This window comes from Bradyrhizobium sp. CCBAU 53421 (assembly GCF_015291625.1).
Classification (GTDB): Bacteria; Pseudomonadota; Alphaproteobacteria; order Rhizobiales; family Xanthobacteraceae; genus Bradyrhizobium.
In genome coordinates, this window is the sequence record NZ_CP030047.1 from 6531417 (window position 1) to 6550038 (window position 18622).

Consider the following 18622-nt stretch of genomic DNA (forward strand, 5'->3'; position numbering starts at 1 on the left):
ACGCCCTCCTCGGCTCACTCCACCGGTACCACGTCGACCGCGACGCTGAGCTTCTGCTTGCGGGCGCCGACGATGACGCCGTCGACCGGGGAGACGTCGGCGAAGTCGCGGCCGATGGCGAGGATGATGTGATCATTGGCGACCATGAGATCGTTGGTCGGATCGAACCCGACCCAGCCGAGCGCGCTGCCGCACCAGACCGACACCCAGGCGTGGGTTGCGTCGGCGCCCTGCAGCCGCGGCTGGCCCGGCGGCGGAATGGTGCGCAGATAGCCGCTGACATAGGCTGCCGGCAGGCCGAGGCCGCGCAGGCCCGCGATCATCACATGGGCAAAATCCTGGCAGACGCCGTGGCGCTTCTCGAACACGTCGCGAAGCGGCGTCGAGATCACGGTCGCCTTGGGATCATATTTGAAGTCGCCGCGGATGCGGCGCATCAGGTTGGCCGCACTGGCAAGAATGCCGCCACCCGGCGAAAAGCTCGCGGACGCGTAGGCCGTCACCGGCCGCAGCACCGGCACCAGCGCGCTGGCGAAGACGTAGCCGACCGGCGAGGCCGCATCGAGGCTCAACGCCTCGAACGCGTTGTCGCGCACGCTCTCCCAGGGCGGGCTGGCGGCGTCCCGCGCCGGCGGCTGCCGCGCCACCGAGACCCGCGAGCGGGAATCGATGCGCAGACTGCGATGCGCGGTCTCGATCAAGACGCTTTCGGTCAGCGTGCCGAAGAAGTCACGCCGCGCGGTGCGCTCCGCCGGCTTCGGGCGAATCTCGACCGAATGGGAAACCAGCTGTTGTCCGTCGCCGCTGACCGGCTCCAGCCGCAGCGAGCAGCGCGCGAAGCTGACCTGGGTCTCGTAGCTGTAGGTCGTGACGTGACGGATGTCGTAGATCACGCCAGCCCCGTGAGCTTCTCCGGCCGGCTGGCATTCGGTCCGTGCGGGAAATAGTGCAGCCCGACCGAATCGGCGAGGTTGAGCAGGTCCTGCTCCAGCGCAAACAGCGTCTTGACGTCGAGGCTCCCGGCTTCGGCCGTCGTCAGCATCGCCTCGACCGCGACCGCGAGCCGCTGCGGCCGCTCGATCAGGCCGTGTTCCTTCAGGCTCGGCAGTGCGGCGATATGCTCGTTCAGCGCCGCGACCTGGAATGCGACCGAGCGCGGATTGTAGGGATCGAGCACCGCGAGATCCCGTACCGGCGTGAGCAGCGGCTGCACCAGATAGCGCGAGCGATAGGTGATCTGGCAATCGACCAGTGTCAGAAGGACGTCGAGGTCCTCGTCACCCGCTTCGTCATAGGCGAATTGGCGGGCAAAGCGGGTGGTGTTGATGGCGCGCTCGGCGCGGCGGCCCATCTCGAGGAAGCGCCAGCCGGCGGCGCGGTTCATGTTCTCCTGCGCGAGGCCGGCGAAGCTCGCGAGCTCCTGCAAGGTCAGCTCGGCGGCGCTGACGACGCCGTCATCGTCGTGAACCTCGATCGCGAGCCGATCGGCCATCTCCGTGATGACCTGCCAGGCATCCGGCGACAGCCGCTCCCGCAGCGACGTCGCGGTGCGCTGCGCCGACCGCACCAGCGACAGCGCCGAGCCGAATTTCTCCTCGCTCTGCAACGCTTCGAGCGCGACCTTGGCGGGATTGGCGCGCGCGGTCTGCGAGGCCGCGCCCCAGGTGACCAGCATGCGCTGGATACGCTCGGCCGAATGCATCGCCGGCGTCGAGCCGGTCGCATTGGCCCGCGCCGGATCGCGCAGCGGCGTGCACAGCGCGCGGATCAGGCGGATGGTGGCCTCGGCGCGCTCGAGATAGCGGCCGAGCCAGAACAGATTGTCGGCGGCGCGGCTCGGCAGCACGCCGGCGATGCGGCGAATGCGGACGGTGTCGACCGCCGGCAGCAAGGTCGAGGTCGCGACCGCCTTGTCGGACACCACCCAGACATCGGCGGACACCGCGCCATCGCCCATCGACACCGCGCGCGCATCGGCCCGGTCGGCGATCCGGCAGAAGCCGCCCGGCAGCACGGTCCAGCCGTTCGGCGTCGCCGCGGCGAATACCCGCAGCACGAACGGACGCGGCGCGATCCGGCCGTTCTCCCACACCGGCGTGGTCGACAGCCGCACCAGCTCCTGCCCAACATAGTCGATGCCGCGATGGCTGATCGCATCCTTCAGGCGGTCGCGGTCCGCGGCCGACAGCTCGCCCGGCAGCACCGGGCCGTTGCCCGGAAAATCCGCGACGCCACGGCCATAGGCGCCCTCGATCGCGAATTCGTCGAGCCGCGACAGCACCTGCTCGCGGGCGGACTTCTGGCCGCACCACCAGGTTGCGATGTGCGGCATCATCAGGTCTTCGGAGAGCAGACGCCGGCACAGATTGGGCAGGAAGCCGAGCAGCGCCCTCGCCTCCATCACGCCCGAGCCCGGCATGTTGGCGACCACGACACCGCCCTTGCGCAGCACCTCGACGAGCCCGGGCACACCGAGATAGGACGAGGCGTCGAGCTCGAGCGGATCGAGCATATTGGAATCGACCCGGCGCAGCAGCACGTCGAGCCGCTTCAAGCCGGCAACGGTGCGGATGTGGATGCGGTCGCCGGAGACCGCGAGGTCGTCCCCCTCGACCAGGAGGAAGCCGAGATAGCGCGCCAGCGTCGCATGCTCGAAATAGGTCTCGCTGAACGCACCTGGCGTCAGCAGGCCGATCCGCGGCTCGTCGCGGTCGGCACTGGCGCGCAGTGAATCGCGGAACGCTTCGAAGAACGGCGCGACGCGCTCGACATTCATCGACTTGTAGAGATTGGAGAAGGCGCGCGACAGCACCAGGCGGTTTTCCAGCGCATAGCCCGCGCCTGACGGCGCCTGGGTGCGATCTCCGAGCACCCACCAGCGGCCGTCGGGCCCACGGCCGATGTCGGCAGCATAGAGATGCAGATAGCGGCCGCCCGGCGGCTTGATGCCGCTGACCGCGCGCAGATACTCGCTGCTGCCGGCGATGGCCGCGGCGGGAATCGCGCCCTCAGCGACGAGACGGCCGTCGCCGTAGAGATCGGCCAGCACCATTTCCAATAGCTGCGCGCGTTGCGCGACACCGGCGGCGAGCTGCCGCCAATCGGCAGCGTCGATGATCAGCGGCAGATGGCTGAGCGGCCAGATCCGGTCGGAGGTGTCGCCGGGCGCGCGGTAAGTGACGCCCGCCTCGCGCAGATGGCGGTCGGCGGAGGCGAAGCGGCGCTCGATGTCGGCCGGCGACAGCGCGGCAAAGGCATCGAAGAAGCGAGCCCAGACCGGCCGCGGCGCACCGTTCTCGGCGATATATTCGTCGGGAATTCCGGGTAGCCGGACATAGTCGCGGGTCCATTGCGCCATTCGGCGCTGGCCGGGACGGGCCCTGCTCTCCTGACTGCTGCCGCCTTGGCCACCCGATCCGGTCATTCCACTTCCCCTGCGCCCAATTACTGCAGGAGCGGCGTCCGCAAGTCGAGGGTCAAGGGAAACTCAATTGTGCGTTCCTCCGGCGGAGGCTCGATCCTGCCGGGGGTGTGGCCATGCTCCTGGAAGCGCGCCAGCCGCCGCGCCTCGGCCTCGTAGGAATTGACCGGCTTGGTCTCGTAGTTGCGGCCGCCGGGATGGGCGACATGATAGACGCAGCCGCCGAGCGAGCGGCCGTTCCAGGTATCGATCAGGTCAAAGGTCAGCGGCGCATGCACGGGAATGGTCGGATGCAGGCCGGATGCCGGCTGCCAAGCCTTGAAGCGGACGCCGGCGACCGCCTCGCCGGCGCGGCCGGTCTCGGTCATCGGCATCCGCCTGCCGTTGCAGGTGATGACGTGGCGGCCCTCGACGAATCCCGTCGCCTTCACCTGAAGCCGCTCGACCGAGGAATCGACGTAGCGCACGGTGCCGCCCGAGGTGCCCTCCTCGCCCAGCACATGCCAGGGCTCGAGCGCCTGCCGCAGCTCGAGGCCGACGCCGCCATGGTGGACGCGGCCGAAGGCGGGAAAACGAAATTCGAGCTGGGCCTGATACCATTCCGGCTCGACGTCGTAGCCGGATTGCTTGAGCTCGGCGAGCACGCCCAGAAAATCCTCCCAGAGGAAATGCGGCAGCATGAAGCGGTCATGCAGCGCGGTGCCCCAGCGCACGAACTTGCCCTGCTGCGGTTCGCGCCACAGTTTTGCGATCAGCGCGCGGATCAAGAGCTGCTGCGCCAGCGACATCCGCGGATCGGGCGGCATTTCGAGCGCGCGGAATTCGACCAGGCCGAGCCGGCCGGTCGGACCATCGGGCGAATAGAGCTTGTCGATGCAGATCTCGGCGCGATGGGTGTTGCCGGTGATGTCGACCAGGATGTGCCGGAACAGCCGATCGACCAGCCACAGCGGCGCGTCCATCCCCGGCGGCGGCACGTGCGACAGCGCGATCTCGAGCTCATAGAGCCCGTCATGCCGCGCCTCGTCGATCCGCGGCGCCTGGCTGGTCGGGCCGATGAACATGCCGGAGAACAGATAGGACAGCGACGGATGGCGCTGCCAGTACAGCACGAGGCTCTTCAAGAGATCCGGGCGGCGCAGGAACGGCGAATCCTCCGGCTTGTTGCCGCCGACCACGATGTGGTTGCCGCCGCCGGTGCCGGTGTGGCGGCCATCGATCAGAAAACGGTTGGCGCCTAACCGCGTCTTCGCGGAGTCCTCATAGAGGCCGAGGGTGATGTCGACGGCCTCGCGCCAGCTCTGTGCCGGCTGCACGTTGATCTCGATGACGCCAGGGTCCGGGGTCACCTTGATCACCTCGATGCGCGGATCGAACGGCGGCGCGTAGCCTTCGACATGGACTTGCAGCTGCAGCTCTTCGGCCGCGGCCTCGATCGCGGCGATCAGATCGAGATAGTCCTCGACCTTCTCCACCGGCGGCATGAAGGCGCACAGCACGCCGTCGCGCAGCTCGATCGACATCGCGGTACGCACCGGCAGCGGCTCCGGGATCTCCTTCAATGCTTGCCGTAGCTCGTCCGAGAGCGCATCGCGCGGCGCCATCGGATCCTGCTCGATGATGTAGGGATAGTCGTCCGGCGGGACATATTCGAGCGAGGAGATCGGAAGCCGCAAGCCCAGCGGCGAATCGCCCGGCGACAGGAACAGGTGGCTGCGCCGGATCTTCCAGTGCTCGCTGCGCCAGCGCGCAGGGATTTTGTCGGCAAGCGGCGTCCAGCGCTGGATCGGCAGCACATAGCCCTTCGGCGTAGTCAGTCCCTCGTCGAACACCCGCGCCAGCCGGGCGCGCTCTTCCGGATCGGTCAGTTTGGAGTTCGCAGGGCTGACATTGGCAGGCAGGCCAGCCTCACGCTGCAGCCAGAAGCCGGGGTCTTCATAGGCCGGCATGACATAGTCGGCGCCAAGACCAAGCCTCGCTGCGGTCGCCTCGACGAACCGTTTGGCTTCCGCGATCTCGGCCTTGCGCGGATTCTCGATGCTCGCGATCAGATCGGCATTCTTCCAGATCGGCTTGCCGTCCTTGCGCCAGTAGAGGCCGAACGCCCAGCGCGGCAGGCTCTCGCCGGGATACCATTTGCCCTGACCGTAATGCAGCAGGCCGCCCGGCGCGAACCGCGCGCGCAGCTTGCGGATCAATTCGTCGGCCAGCGCGCGCTTGGTCGGACCGACCGCGGCGACGTTCCACTCCGGCGATTCCAGATCGTCGACCGAGACGAAGGTCGGCTCGCCGCCCATGGTGAGCCGCACGTCGTCCTTCTGCAGATCGGCATCGACCTGCTCGCCGAGCCGGTCGAGCCGCGCCCAGGATTGATCGGAGAACGGCCTCGTGATCCGCGGCGCCTCGCGGATGCGCTTGACGCTCATCTCGAAGCCGAACTCGGTATTGGCGATACCGGCGGTGCCGGTCACCGGCGCGGCCGAGCGGTAGTGTGGCGTGGCGCAGACCGGGATGTGTCCCTCGCCCGTCAGCATGCCGGAAGTGACGTCGAACCCGATCCAGCCCGCGCCCGGCAGATAGACTTCGGCCCAGGCGTGCAGGTCGGTGAAATCGCTCTCGACCTCGCGCGGTCCTTCGAGCGGATCGATATCGGGCCGCAGCTGAATGAGATATCCGGAGACGAAACGGGCGGCGAGCCCGAGATGGCGCAGCGCCTGGATCAAGAGCCACGCCGAGTCGCGGCAGGAGCCGGAGCCCGCGGCCAGCGTCTCCTCCGGCGTCTGGATGCCGGCCTCCATGCGGATCACGTAGCTGATCGTCTTCTGCAACTGCGCGTTCAGCTCGACCAGGAAATTGACGGTGGAGTCCGCCTGGCGCGGAAGGTCCTTCAGGTACGCCGCGAGCAACGGCCCGGGCGCATCGGTCTCGAGATACGGCGCGAGCTCGGTCTTGAGATCGGCGGGATATTGGAACGGAAAGCTGTTGGCGTAGGGCTCGACGAAGAAGTCGAACGGATTGACCACTGTCATCTGCGCGGTGAAGTCGACCTCAACCTTGAGCTCGGTGGTCTTCTCGGGAAAGACGTAGCGCGCCAGCCAGTTGCCCTGCGGATCCTGCTGCCAGTTCACGAAGTGATTGGCGGGCGTGACCTTGAGCGAATAGCTCAGAATCGGCGTGCGGGTGTGCGGCGCCGGCCGGAGCCGAATGGTCTGGGGCCCGAGATCGATCGGCCGGTCGTATTTGTAGTGCGTGACGTGATGCAGTGCGACGAAGATCGACACGGACCGAGGACTCCAGCAGCTTTTTTGAGCAGAACACTGGTTCCGGTATGGATCAAGCATTAACAACGGGCAGCGATTGCCCACGAAATATCCGCATGGTCTCCCGACGTCGGCAATTGGCGCGGCTAGTTGCCCTCAGCCGCTAGCGGCCGATCGCGCCGGATACCTGCGACGCGAGCTGCTCGGCGAGCATGTGATAACCCTCGGGGGTCAAGTGCACACCATCAGGCTGATGTGGAAGTGCGCCTAGCATCCCGTTAGCGAGCATGATCACCTTGATGCCACGGGCGCTGAGGCGACTTTGAATATCCGCTGTCCGGTCGGGACTGCCCTTGCGGCGATCGTTGCCGCCCGGCTGTAAAATCACCGCACGGGTCCCGTTCGGGACGGCCCGGTCCAGGCGTTGCAGCATCCCTTCCGTGGTGTCGCCATTGATGCCGGCGTTCACGACGCGGACGTTCAACCCCTTCGCGCGCAAGATTGCTTCGAGCTGCGCGGGATAGGCCTGGTTGCGCGCGACGCCCTTGCCGTAGGTGTTGCTCGCGCCAAGCGCCACGATCGTTGCCGCGCCGGCCGAACCGACGCCGAGGGTCAAGGCGGCCAGGAATGCGAGACATCCAACCAATCGGCGCACGCGCATGTTTTCTCCGTCCAGTAGACGAACAGCTCACGATCAGTAGCCCGGATGCAGCGAAGCGCAATCCGGGGCGCCGCGTCAATAGAACTCGTCGTCCCTGCGAAAGCAGGGACCCATACCGCGTGATCTATCGATAAGAGGCAGTGGCAGGCACGTCGCGCTTCACCACGGCCGGTGGTTATGGGTCCCGGCTTTCGCCGGGACGACGGCGGAGTGTAAGGCTACATCGTAGCCCCAAACTACATCGTAGCGCCGAGCACCCACGGCGCGAACTCGGCGCCGCCGAAGTCAAAGCTCTCGCTCTTGGTCGGCTGGCCCGAGGCAGTCTTGAGGATCAGGTCGAAGATGCGCTGGCCGCATTCCTGCACGCTCTCCTCGCCGTCGAGGATGGTGCCGCAATTGACGTCCATGTCGTCTTCCATCCGCTTGTACATCGGCGTGTTGGTGGCGAGCTTGATCGACGGCGCGGGCTTGCAACCGAACACGCTGCCGCGGCCGGTGGTGAAGCAGACGAGGTTGGCACCGCCAGCGACCTGCCCGGTGGCGGCGACCGGGTCGTAGCCGGGCGTGTCCATGAACACGAAACCCTTCTTGGTGACGGGCTCGGCGTAGCGTAGGACGTCGACGAGATTGGTGCTGCCGGCCTTGGCCATCGCACCGAGCGACTTCTCCAGGATGGTGGTGAGGCCGCCGGCCTTGTTGCCGGGGCTCGGATTGGCGTTCATCTCGGCGCCTTCGCGCTGGGTGTATTCCTCCCACCAACGCATCAGGCCAACCAGCTTCTCGCCGACCTCGCGGCTGACGGCGCGACGGGTCAGCAGATGCTCGGCGCCGTAAGTCTCGGGTGTTTCGGACAGGATCACGGTGCCGCCGTGACGGACCAGCAGATCGCTCGCTGCGCCGAGCGCCGGATTGGCCGACACGCCGGAGTAACCATCCGAGCCGCCGCATTGCAGCGCTACCGTGAGTTCGCTTGCCGGCACTGCCTCGCGCTTGATCTTGTTGGCGTCGGCAAGCGCTTCCTTCACGAAGGCAACGCCGGCTTCCACGGTCTTGCGCGTGCCGCCGACCTCCTGGATGTCCATTGCGCGCAGGCGGCCGGCGAGCTTCTGCTCCTGCATCAGGCCGCCGATCTGGTTCACCTCGCAGCCGAGGCCGAGCACGATGACGTTGGAGAAATTGACGTGCCGCGCATAGCCGCCGAGCGTGCGGCGAAGCAGCGCCAAGGGCTCGTCCTGGGTCATGCCGCAGCCGGTCTTGTGGGTCAGCGCGACGACGCCGTCGACGTTCGGGAAATCGGCCAGCGGGTTGTCGCCGGTGAACGGGTTCTTCTTGAACATGTCGGCGACGATGCCGGCGACATGGGCGCTGCAATTCACCGAGGTGAGGATGCCGATATAGTTGCGCGTCGCGACGCGGCCGTCGGCGCGGCGGATGCCCTCGAAGGTCGCCGGCAGATCGAAGTTCGGCACCGGCTTGACGTCGACGCCATAGGCATAGTCCTTGGCGAAATCGCCCATGCCGCAGTTCTGGGTGTGCACGTGTTGGCCGGGCGCAATCGGCTGGGTCGCAAAGCCGATGATCTGGCCGTAGCGCCGGACCGGCTCGCCCTGCGCGATCGGCTTGATCGCGACCTTGTGGCCGGCCGGAATGCGATCGACCGTGGTGACGCCCTCGGTTACCTCAAGCCCCGGCGGCAGGCTCGCACGCGCGATCAGGACGCTGTCGTCGGCATGCAGGCGGATCACTTGAGCCGAGGCCATGGGAGTTCTCCTTTGGAGTTCTTCACCTCTCCCCGTCCTTTACGGGGAGAGGTCGAATTCTCGCGCAGCGAGAATTCGGGTGAGGGGCGAGGCGCAGTGCCAGTTACAACGATGGTGCTCGCCGGACAGAGGCCCCTCACCCCAGCCCTCTCCCCGCAAACTCGGGGCGAGGGAGCAGAGCGAACATCACGGACAGATTTACGCCTTGCCGCCGGACTTCTCGCGGGTCGCATTGACCTGCATCTTGGCGTAGACCTGCATCAGGCCGACCTCGTTCGACAGCGTCACGAGCTTGAAGCCCATGTTGATCGCGCGCACCGCGCCATCGGCGCCGGAGCAGTGGATGCCGGGGTTGAGGCCGCGCTTGCCGCATTCCTTGATGATCTTCTCGTAGATCTTGAGGATCTCCGGCTCGTCGCGATCGAGCTTCGGCACCAGACCATAGGAGAAGCCGAGATCGGACGGACCGATGTAGACGCCGTCGATGCCTTCGACATCGAGGATCGCTTCCATGTTCTCGACCGCGGTCCTGGTCTCCATCATCGGCAGCAGGACGATCTCGTCATTCGCAGTCTGCTGGTAGGTGCCGGCCGAGCCGTACATGCCGGCGCGGATCGGGCCGTTGGAGCGCACGCCCTTCGGCGGATATTTCGCGTAGGAAACGAGGTTCTTGGCTTCCTGCGGCGTGTTGACCATCGGGCAGATCACGCCATAGGCGCCGCCGTCGAGCACCTTGCCGATGATGCCGGGCTCATTCCAGGGCACGCGGACCATCGGCGTCACCGGATGGGCATGCATCGACTGGAAGCACTGCACCATCGACTGATAGTCCTGCACGCCATGCTGCATGTCGACGGTGACGCTGTCGAAGCCGCACTGCGCGATCACTTCGGCCGAGAACCCGGAGGGGATCGCGAGCCACGCGTTCACCACCGCCTTGCCGGATGCCCAGACCTGTTTGACCTTGTTTGCCATTGATCACGTTTCCTTTTGTGTTTCTTGAAGGTTTTCTTGAAGGTTTTCTTGGAGGGCGGACCTCAGCTGGTCGCCCGCTGGATCGAGACTTCGCTGACGCCGACTTCGCGCGCAGTATTCACTATCGCCGCCCAGGTGTCGTCAGGCAAGGGGATGCCATTTTTGGTGCGATCGGCGCGGGTCTTCCGCTCGGGATCGCCCGGAACCAGCACGGACTCCGTGCCCGCGATCGGCTTGGTGGCGCGGATGAAATCGGTGTAGCGGGTGATTTCGCCGTCGAAGAAGTTGCTGGTGTCGATCACCTTGGGATCGATGTAGAACGCCATCATGCCGTTGGCGAAACGGCGATCCGACGACGTCGCGCCGGTGCCGGTCAGCGCGCCGCCGAGCAGCTCGCAGATGAAGGCGAGGCCCGAACCCTTGTGATCGCCGAAGGCGCGGATCGCGCCGGTTCCCTTGGTGTGGTCGCGCGGCCCGTCGGGCGTGTACGGGCCGTACAGCACATGCGGATCCTCGCTCAGCGTGCCGTCGGCATCAACCAGCGCTCCGTGCGGCAGCTTCTTGCCGCCTCGGCTTGCCACCAGGCACTTGCCCTCGGCAACGACGGAGGTCGCGAAATCGAGCACGATCGGATCCTGGCCCTGGCGCGGAATGCCGACGCAATACGGCGCCGTCGACAGCCGCTTCTCGACGCCGCCGTAAGGCGCCACCAGGAGCGAGCCCGCCGCGGTCACGAAATGAATGGAAACGAGGCCTTCGGCAGCAGCCATTTCGGCCCAGTCGCCGACGCGGCCGAGATGGCCGGAGTTGCGCAGTGCGACCGCGGCGAGCCCCGCCTTCTTGCACTTCTCGATGCCGAGCTTCACCGCGACCGGCGTGACGGTCTGGCCATAGCCGAACTTGCCGTCGACCACCGCGAGCGACGGCGTGTCGACAACGACCTCGGGGGTCTGGTTCGGCACGATCGAGCCCATCTTCTTCCACCTGACATAGACCGGCACGCGGATCACGCCGTGGCTGTCATGCCCGGTGAGGTTTGCGGTCGTCAAATAGGTCGCGATGCGCTTCGCCTCGTCCGGAGAGGACTCCGAATGCGAAAACACCTCGGACACGAAGTTGATGAGGTTATCGACCTTGATGGTGACCATGAAAAACTAGCTCGCTCGATAAGGCACGGAACGTTGTCAGGCGTGGGTTTTGGCGTGGCCGCCGAGATAGGCCGCGGCGATGGCTTCATTGCCCCACAATTCGTCGGGCTTGCCGCCAAGCACGATCCGCCCGGTTTCGAGAACAAAACCGTGATCGGCGACCGAGAGTCCCATGCGCGCATTTTGCTCGACGAGTAAGACAGTGGTGTCCTTCCTGATCTGCGAAATGATGCGGAACACCGCCTGCACGATCACAGGCGCGAGCCCAAGCGACGGCTCGTCGAGCAGCAACAGCCGCGGCTTGGCCATCAGCCCACGCGCCACCGCGACCATCTGCAACTGGCCGCCCGACAGCGTCCAGCCGAGCGCATTGGAGAACGCGCGGATATCCGGGAACAGGTCGAACATCGCGTCGGCCTCGCGCGAGATCTGCGACGCTCCGACCTTCCGGTTCGACGCGCCGAGCATGATGTTCTCTTTCACGGTGAGGCCCGGAAACACGCGGCGGCCTTCCGGCACATGCGAGATGCCGAGCCGCACGATCGCTTCCGGCCCGAGGCCCGCGATCGAATGACCATCGAACAGGATGTCGCCGGAGGCGGGCTTGGCGAGGCCACTGATCGCACGCAGCGTGGTCGACTTACCGGCGCCGTTGGCGCCGAGCAACGTGACCACCTGGCCCTGCTCCACGGCGATGGTGATGCCGCGCAGCGCCTCGATCTCGCCGTAACGGACCACGAGATTGCGGATTTCGAGCAGCGGCATCATTCGCTCCCGAGATAGGCGGAGACGACGTCGGGATGACGCAGCACCGCCATCGACTCGCCGTCCGCGATGCGGCGTCCGAAGTTCAGCACGGTGATGTGCTGGGCGGCTTCCGAGACCAGCGTCATGTCATGATCGATGATCAGGATCGTAAGTCCTTGCGCTGCGATGCGCTTCAGCAGCTCATGCAGCTCGAGCTTCTCGGTCGAGTTGAGACCGGCGGCCGGCTCGTCGAGCAGCAGTAGCGTCGGGTTCGACGCCAGCGCCCGCGCGATCTCGATCAGGCGCTGATGGCCGTAGGAAAAGCTCGAGATCAGCTCGTTGGCGCGGTTGCCGAGGCCGACAAAGGTCAACGCCTCCATCGCCCGCTCGGTCAGCGCGTCGTCGCCCTTCCCGATCATGGTGTTGCCGGGGCGCTCCGCGCCGATCTCTACATTCTCCAGCGCCGTCATCGACCGGAACAGGCGGATGTTCTGGAAAGTGCGCCCGAGCCCCGCCGCCGTGCGCTGATGCGGCGCCATGCTGGTGATGTCGGTGCCGTCGAGCACGATCTTGCCCGCGGTCGCCTTGTAAAGACCGGACAGCACGTTCAGCGTCGTGGTCTTGCCGGAGCCGTTCGGTCCGATCAACGCATGCACGCTGCCTCGCTTCACCGCGATGTCCACGCCGTCGACCGCCTTCAGGCCGCCGAAATGCTTCGAGAGCCCGGTCACCTCAAGCACGATGTCGCCACCTGCGGTCGCGGGCTTGAGCTGGAGCGCTCCGGCAACCGGCGGCGCCTTGGTGTGCGCGCGCCAGCGCGTGAAGGCATCGGACACGAAGCCCCAGATGCCATCAGGCATGAAGCGGATGATCAGGATCACCGACAGGCCGTAGATCGCAAGGTAGAGCCCCGGTACGCTCTTCAGGAAGCGCAGCCATTCCGGGATCAGGATCAAGAGCCCGGTGCCGATCGCCGAGCCGATCGGCGAGGCTACGCCGCCGAGCAGCGACATGGTCAGGAACTGAATGGATTCCGCAAACGAGAACTGGTCCGGACTGACATAGGCGAAGCCGCCGGCGAACAAGCCGCCCGCAAGGCCGCCGAGCACGGCGCACACCGCAAAGGCGTAGACCTTGGTGCGGAACACGTCGATGCCGTTGACGCCGGCCGCAAGCTCGTTGTCGCGCACGGCACGCATCGCCCGGCCAAGCTTGGTGTCAGGCAGATGCCAGACCAGATAGCCGACGATCGCGAGCATCGCCACGCAGAAGGCGAGATAGCTTTGCGAGGACTGGAACAGCTCGGGCCGGCGAATGTTGGCGACGCCGTCGGGTCCGTGGGTCACGCCGATGGCATTGATCATCACCAGCGTCACGATCTGCTGGAACGAGATCGTCACCATGGCAAGGTAGTGCCCGCCGAGCCGCAGCGTCGACATGCCCAAAAACGCGCCGGCGACCAGCGTGATCGCGCAGCCGCCAACCAGGCAGAGCCAGAAGTTCAAATGCAGGTCCGCGGTCCCGAGGCCGACGGCGTAGGCGCCGAAGCCGAAGAACGCGGCTTGCGCCAGGTTGATCTGGCCGCACAGGCCGAGCACGACCGACAAGCCGAACACCGCGATCGAGAAGGTCGTGGCCTGCAACAGGATGTTGAGGATGTAACCGTCGAACTGCATGCTGGCGGCGAGCGCCACCAGCGCCGCGGCGCCGAGGAAATACGGCAGATGCCGGACGATCAGCGGCTTCGAGCGCACGGCCGGCGCCGGGATCATGTTGTCGCTGGCGCTCATGCTTTCTCCGCGACACGTTCGCCGAAGATGCCCTGCGGCCGGAACACCAGGAAAGCGATCAGCACCAGGAAGGCAAAGCCGTCCTTGTAGGGCACCGAGATGTAGGCGGCTCCGAACGTCTCGATGACGCCGAGCGCCAGGCCACCGACGATGGCGCCGGCGACGTCGCCGAAGCCGCCGATGATGGTCGCGGCAAACGCCTTCAACGCAATCGTCGAGCCCATCTGGATCGAGACGAACAGCACCGGCGCCACCAGGATGCCGGCGAGTCCGCCGAGCACGGCCGAATAGATGAAGGTGATCATGATCATGGTGGAGACAGAAATGCCGAGCAGCGAGGCCATCTCCTTGTCCTGCGAGGTCGCCTGCAGCTTCTTGCCGAGCAGCGTCTTCTCGAAGAACCAGAAATTGAACAGCACCAAGAGGATCGTGACGCCGATGATCAACAGATACTGGCTGTCGAGATAGACCGGGCCGAGCTGGATGCCGGGCGTATCGAACCAGCCCTGGAGCACCTGCGGCTGCGGACCGTAGATCGCGAGCACCGAGTTCGACAGCAGGATCGAGGCGCCGATGGTGGCGATGATGACAGGCAGATAGGTGCGGTGGCGCAGCGGATAGTAGACGCCGAGATTGAAGATGACGCCGAACAGCGCCATGCCGGCGAGCGCGATCAGGAACGACAGCCAGTACGGCCAGCCGAGATCGACCGAGAACACCACCATCAGATAGGCGGCGACCATCGAGAATTCGCCCTGCGCGAAATTCACCACGTTGGTGGCGCGGAAGATCAGCACGAAACCGAGCGCGACCAGCGCGTAGACCGCGCCGATGCCGATTCCCGTGAACAGCAGTTGAAGAACCAGATCCATGACAGCGCTCGATCAGAACAGTGTACGCAGAAGATCGGCCTCGCCGCGTTCGGCGGCGAGGCCGATCCGCGATCAATCGTTGAAGTCGATGTGCTTGTCGTAGACGATCTTGCCCTTGTCGTTCTTCACGACATTGTAGCCGTGCAGGCCGTCGCCGTTCTTGTCGAAATTGTATTCGCCTTCGGCGCCGGCGAATTTCTGCGTCGCCAGGATGGCGTCGCGGATCTTGTTCGGATCGGTCGAGCCGGCCTTGTTGATCGCCGCCGACAGGATGGTGATCGCGTCATAGGGCCAGGCACTCTGGTTGTCGGGCGCGGTCTTGTAGGCATCGCGATAGGCCTTGCCGAACGTCTTCGCGGCATCGCTCGAGTCCTCGGCGAAGTCGGCGACCCCGTAAGTGCCGAACAGCGCGGGACCGGCGAGCTTGGTCGAGGACACCGCCACCACCGAGGGCGAGCCGACCCACGGGATATTGACGCCGAGCTGGCGCAGCTGCCTGGCGAAGATGCCGAGGTCGTTCTCGAAGGTGAAGTAGGTACCGAGCACGTCGGCGCCGGACTGCTTCACGGCGAGCACGACCGGGGTGAAGTCCTGGCTCTGGTTGGCGTAACCCTGGTCGAGCACCGGCGGCGCACCGAGCTTGGTCAGCGCCTCGGTGAGCGCCTTGCCGCCCGCGGTGCCGAAGGCGTCGGTGGAATGGACGATCGCCCATTTCTTCTTGCCGAGCGTGTTGACGCCGAAATCGGCGATCACGCGGCCGGAATAATTGTCGTTGGGGCGGAAGCGGAACAGCCAGGGATTGCCGGAATGGGTGAGGTCGGGGTTGGTGCCGCCGATCATCACAGGCTTGCCGACCTTGATCACGTCGGGCGCCATCGCCTGCACCTGGGTCGAACGGATAGAGCCGAGGAAGGCGACGATGTCGGATTGTGCGGCGAGCTTGGAGAACGCCAGCACGATGCCCGGATTGGTGGTCTGGTCGTCCTCGATCACGAGCTCGACCTGCTTGCCGAGCACGCCGCCGGCCTTGTTGACCGCAGCCAGCGCCAGCTTGGCGCCGTTCTGGGCCCACAGGCCCTGCTCCGCTGCGGGTCCGGTCACCGGCACGCACATGCCGATCTTGATGGTTGCCCCTTGCGCCCAGGCGCTGCGCATCAGCGCAGGAGCAGCGAGACCTGCCGCCAAGCCGGCGGAAAACTCACGCCTCGTCAGTTTCATTCCATCCTCCCTTTGGTGCGCCGAACTTGCATGTCGGCTGCGTTGAGACGAGCTGACGCGTCGATCTGTTGACCTATCAGCGACCATCGAACGGCGCGACGAACAAACGTGAGCGCCGCTGCAACGCACAAGACGCGCGACGGCGGCCATCGATCTGGCGTTCGACTTAGCTAAACATGATTGCACATTGCACGCAATAGTCAAAAGTTCGCTGGCAACGGTGTGTAAATGCCTGCTACCAGCGACCATGACGGGATCACGTGATAATGTGACCGGCGGGCAGTCATCGATGTCGATTCCAAGAGCGAAATCGCAGACCAGACGGAAACAGCCGGCCTACGCGCTGATCAAGAGCGCGTTGGCGAGGCACATTCGGGCCGGCAACGTGCCGCCCGGCACGGTTCTCTCCGAATCGGCGGTCGCGACCTTGTTCGGCTCCAGCCGCTCGCCGGTACGGCAGGCCTTCGAACAGCTCGAGCACATCGGCCTAGTGCGCCGGTTCGACGGGCGCGGCGTCATCGCCGGCAAGCGCAAGGTCGAACCGCGGCGCGTCCCGATCACGCCGGAGATGTTCGGGCTGACCGACGGCCCGGTCGAGGCCGTGCGCAGCGACGCCTGGGATGCGCTCTATTACAAGCTCGAACGCGAGATCATTTACCGGTCGCTGTTCGGACGCTTCCGCGTCAGCGAGCTCGCATTGGCGCGGCACTTCCGGGTCGGGCGCACGGTTGCGCGCAATTTGCTGCTACGGGCGCAGGCGATCGGAATCCTTGAGAAAGGCGCCAAGGCGCACTGGTATGTCGTGCCACTCGACGAGGATCGGGTCCGCGACATCTTCGAGGTGCGGGCAACCCTCGAGCCACTGCTGTTGAAATCGGCCACCGCAAGGATTCCGGCGGCGCTGCTCGACCGCATGGCGGAGCGGCTGCGCGAGGGAATTGAGTACCGCGAGCGCGTCGGTGTCGGCGAGCTCGACGAGATCGAGGGCGATCTTCATATCCGCTGCCTGGGTTACGGCATCAATCGCGAGATGATCGAAGCCCTCAAGCGCACCCACTGCGCATTTGTGATCGGCAAGCACATCCAGGTGGCACTGACCGCGCCGCAGATCGATTCCTTCATGGACGAGCATCTGGTGATCATCGAGGCATTGCGCGCCCGCGACGGCGATGCGGCCGCCGCGACCTTGCGCCGCCATATCGAATGGTCTCACTCCAAGGTCGCCGGCTGGATCGCCGAATTCCGCGCCATCAACGTGATCTCGCGCGTGCCCTACATGGCCTGAGCGGGATCGCCGTACGACGCCCCGGCTACTCGTCAGCCTCGACCGCGGCATCATCGGCCGAGTTCATTCCGGCGAGACTGGCTTCCAGCATACCCAGCATTTCGTGAAGCTCCACAAGCTTGCGCGCGCCATATCGCCGCGTGATCTCGGCGTAGATCGCTTCCGACGTCGGTGCCACCGCCTCGATCAGCTTCAACCCCTTGGCCGAGATCGAAACCACTGCACGCCGCCCGTCGTTCTCCGCCGCCTTGCGCTCGATTAACGCGCGGGCCTCGAGATCGCGCAGGATACGCGAGAGGCTCGGGCCGAGCAGAAACGCCACGCGGGCGAGCTCGGTGACCTCGATCTCGTCGACTGCAGTGAGCGCGCGCAGGATCCGCCACTGCTGCTCGGTCAGGCCGTGATTGCGCAGCGACGGCCGGAATTGCCGCATCACCGCCTCGCGCGCACGGAGCAGCGACATCGGCAGCGAGCGCGAAAATTCGCGCATCGGGGTGCGTCGCGCCGACGCATCGTCGCCTTCCCCGGATCGCATCTCGTCCAATTTCTTGCGCGCCATGACCTAATCCACCGCCGCAAACTTTTGCACCGCAGCATGCCCTGATTCAGTTTGCGGGAATTCACTTAACATGTTAATCATCTCCCGACATCCACTTTTGTGTAGCACGCATGGCCCTCTCCAAGGACGATATCCGCGCTGCCGCCGAACGGCTCGACGGTGCGGAAAAGACCCGCAAGCAAATCCGCCAGCTCTCGCTGGAATACCCCCGTATTACCCTCGAAGACGCGTACGCGATTCAGAAGGCCTGGGTCGAGATGAAGGTGGCGCAGGGGCGCGTCGTCAAGGGACACAAGATCGGCCTGACCTCGAAGGCAATGCAGAGCGCGCTCAATATCGACGAGCCAGACTCGGGCATCCTGCTCGACGACATGTTCTTTGCCGATGGCGGCCTGGTGCCGACCGACCGCTTCATCGCAACCCGCGTCGAGGCCGAGCTAGCCTTCGTGATGAAGCATCGCCTCACGGGGCCGAACTGCACGCTGTTCGACGTGCTCAACGCCACCGACTTCGTGGTGCCGGCGCTGGAGATCCTGGATACGCGGGTCGAGCGGGTCGATCCCGAGACCAAGGCGACGCGCAAGATCTTCGACACCATCGCCGACAACGCCGCCAATGCCGGCATCGTGCTCGGCGGCCGGCCGATCCGCCCGCTGGAAGCCGATCTGCGCTGGATCGGCGCGCTGTGCTTCCGCAACGGCCAGCTCGAGGAAACCGGTTTGGCCGCCGGCGTGTTGAATCATCCGGCGACCGCGGTCGCGTGGCTCGCCAACAAGATCGCCCCGAACGGGCTGGCGCTGGAGGCCGGACAAATCGTGCTGGCAGGCTCCTTCATCCGTCCGATCGAGACCCGCAAGGGCGACACCATCCAGGCCGACTACGGACCCTACGGTTCCGTGAGCTGCTACTTCGCCTGACGCACTTAG

14 protein-coding genes are annotated in these 18622 nt (G+C 65.6%); 2 read left to right on the forward strand and 12 right to left on the reverse strand.

The window, feature by feature from the left end; translation table 11 throughout:
* Positions 1 to 14: 14 nt before the first annotated feature.
* The 11 genes from XH92_RS30855 to XH92_RS30905 form a co-directional block, all read right to left on the reverse strand.
* A complete protein-coding gene (locus tag XH92_RS30855) occupies positions 15 to 893 on the reverse strand; it encodes a transglutaminase family protein (RefSeq protein ID WP_194455491.1) in 879 nt (292 codons plus the stop codon).
* Positions 890 to 3424 (reverse strand): circularly permuted type 2 ATP-grasp protein, encoded by a 2535-nt coding sequence (locus XH92_RS30860; RefSeq protein ID WP_194455492.1) that lies wholly within the window; start codon positions 3422 to 3424, stop codon positions 890 to 892. Before XH92_RS30860 ends, XH92_RS30855 begins: the two co-directional genes overlap by 4 nt.
* Before the next feature lie 20 nt (positions 3425 to 3444).
* Positions 3445 to 6702, reverse strand: coding sequence for a DUF2126 domain-containing protein (locus XH92_RS30865; RefSeq protein WP_194455493.1), 3258 nt, complete (start codon positions 6700 to 6702; stop codon positions 3445 to 3447).
* 142 nt (positions 6703 to 6844) lie between these two features.
* A complete protein-coding gene (locus XH92_RS30870; RefSeq protein ID WP_246787759.1) occupies positions 6845 to 7342 on the reverse strand; it encodes a GDSL-type esterase/lipase family protein in 498 nt (165 codons plus the stop codon).
* 236 nt (positions 7343 to 7578) lie between these two features.
* On the reverse strand, positions 7579 to 9102 hold the full coding sequence (locus XH92_RS30875) for a UxaA family hydrolase (protein WP_194455494.1): 1524 nt from the start codon (positions 9100 to 9102) through the stop codon (positions 7579 to 7581).
* A gap of 198 nt (positions 9103 to 9300) precedes the next feature.
* Positions 9301 to 10077: an HpcH/HpaI aldolase/citrate lyase family protein gene (locus XH92_RS30880; RefSeq protein ID WP_194455495.1), complete on the reverse strand. Its 777-nt coding sequence runs from the start codon at positions 10075 to 10077 to the stop codon at positions 9301 to 9303.
* A 62-nt stretch (positions 10078 to 10139) separates the two neighbouring features.
* Complete coding sequence (locus XH92_RS30885) at positions 10140 to 11225, reverse strand: malate/lactate/ureidoglycolate dehydrogenase (RefSeq protein WP_194455496.1); 1086 nt, start codon at positions 11223 to 11225, stop codon at positions 10140 to 10142.
* A gap of 36 nt (positions 11226 to 11261) precedes the next feature.
* Positions 11262 to 11990, reverse strand: a complete 729-nt coding sequence (locus XH92_RS30890; protein WP_194455497.1) for an ABC transporter ATP-binding protein — start codon at positions 11988 to 11990, stop codon at positions 11262 to 11264.
* Positions 11990 to 13762: an ATP-binding cassette domain-containing protein gene (locus XH92_RS30895; RefSeq protein ID WP_194455498.1), complete on the reverse strand. Its 1773-nt coding sequence runs from the start codon at positions 13760 to 13762 to the stop codon at positions 11990 to 11992. Before XH92_RS30895 ends, XH92_RS30890 begins: the two co-directional genes overlap by 1 nt.
* Positions 13759 to 14634 (reverse strand): branched-chain amino acid ABC transporter permease, encoded by an 876-nt coding sequence (locus XH92_RS30900; RefSeq protein ID WP_029082157.1) that lies wholly within the window; start codon positions 14632 to 14634, stop codon positions 13759 to 13761. Before XH92_RS30900 ends, XH92_RS30895 begins: the two co-directional genes overlap by 4 nt.
* A 72-nt stretch (positions 14635 to 14706) precedes the next feature.
* Positions 14707 to 15852, reverse strand: a complete 1146-nt coding sequence (locus tag XH92_RS30905; protein WP_194455499.1) for an ABC transporter substrate-binding protein — start codon at positions 15850 to 15852, stop codon at positions 14707 to 14709.
* Positions 15853 to 16141: 289 nt separating this feature from the next.
* Here XH92_RS30905 and XH92_RS30910 point away from each other — a divergent pair, with 289 nt between their 5' ends.
* Positions 16142 to 17137, forward strand: a complete 996-nt coding sequence (locus tag XH92_RS30910) for a GntR family transcriptional regulator (RefSeq protein ID WP_194455500.1) — start codon at positions 16142 to 16144, stop codon at positions 17135 to 17137.
* Between the two features lie 25 nt (positions 17138 to 17162).
* Here the strand turns inward: XH92_RS30910 and hpaR are convergent, their stop codons facing one another.
* Positions 17163 to 17696, reverse strand: a complete 534-nt coding sequence (hpaR, locus tag XH92_RS30915) for a homoprotocatechuate degradation operon regulator HpaR (protein WP_194455501.1) — start codon at positions 17694 to 17696, stop codon at positions 17163 to 17165.
* Positions 17697 to 17806: 110 nt separating this feature from the next.
* Between hpaR and hpaH the strand changes: the two genes are divergently transcribed.
* Entirely contained in the window at positions 17807 to 18613 is an 807-nt protein-coding gene (hpaH, locus tag XH92_RS30920; protein WP_194455502.1) for a 2-oxo-hept-4-ene-1,7-dioate hydratase, read from the forward strand.
* Positions 18614 to 18622: the final 9 nt, after the last annotated feature.

Coding starts and splice junctions, on each gene's coding strand:
- XH92_RS30870 (WP_246787759.1), bottom strand. CDS start 7,342: ATGCGCGTGCGCCGATTGGTTGGATGTCTCGCATTCCTGGCCGCCTTG.
- hpaR (WP_194455501.1), bottom strand. CDS start 17,696: ATGGCGCGCAAGAAATTGGACGAGATGCGATCCGGGGAAGGCGACGAT.
- XH92_RS30875 (WP_194455494.1), bottom strand. CDS start 9,102: ATGGCCTCGGCTCAAGTGATCCGCCTGCATGCCGACGACAGCGTCCTG.
- XH92_RS30900 (WP_029082157.1), bottom strand. CDS start 14,634: ATGGATCTGGTTCTTCAACTGCTGTTCACGGGAATCGGCATCGGCGCG.
- XH92_RS30895 (WP_194455498.1), bottom strand. CDS start 13,762: ATGAGCGCCAGCGACAACATGATCCCGGCGCCGGCCGTGCGCTCGAAG.
- XH92_RS30905 (WP_194455499.1), bottom strand. CDS start 15,852: ATGAAACTGACGAGGCGTGAGTTTTCCGCCGGCTTGGCGGCAGGTCTC.
- XH92_RS30880 (WP_194455495.1), bottom strand. CDS start 10,077: ATGGCAAACAAGGTCAAACAGGTCTGGGCATCCGGCAAGGCGGTGGTG.
- XH92_RS30910 (WP_194455500.1), top strand. CDS start 16,142: ATGTCGATTCCAAGAGCGAAATCGCAGACCAGACGGAAACAGCCGGCC.
- XH92_RS30885 (WP_194455496.1), bottom strand. CDS start 11,225: ATGGTCACCATCAAGGTCGATAACCTCATCAACTTCGTGTCCGAGGTG.
- XH92_RS30890 (WP_194455497.1), bottom strand. CDS start 11,990: ATGCCGCTGCTCGAAATCCGCAATCTCGTGGTCCGTTACGGCGAGATC.
- hpaH (WP_194455502.1), top strand. CDS start 17,807: ATGGCCCTCTCCAAGGACGATATCCGCGCTGCCGCCGAACGGCTCGAC.
- XH92_RS30860 (WP_194455492.1), bottom strand. CDS start 3,424: ATGACCGGATCGGGTGGCCAAGGCGGCAGCAGTCAGGAGAGCAGGGCC.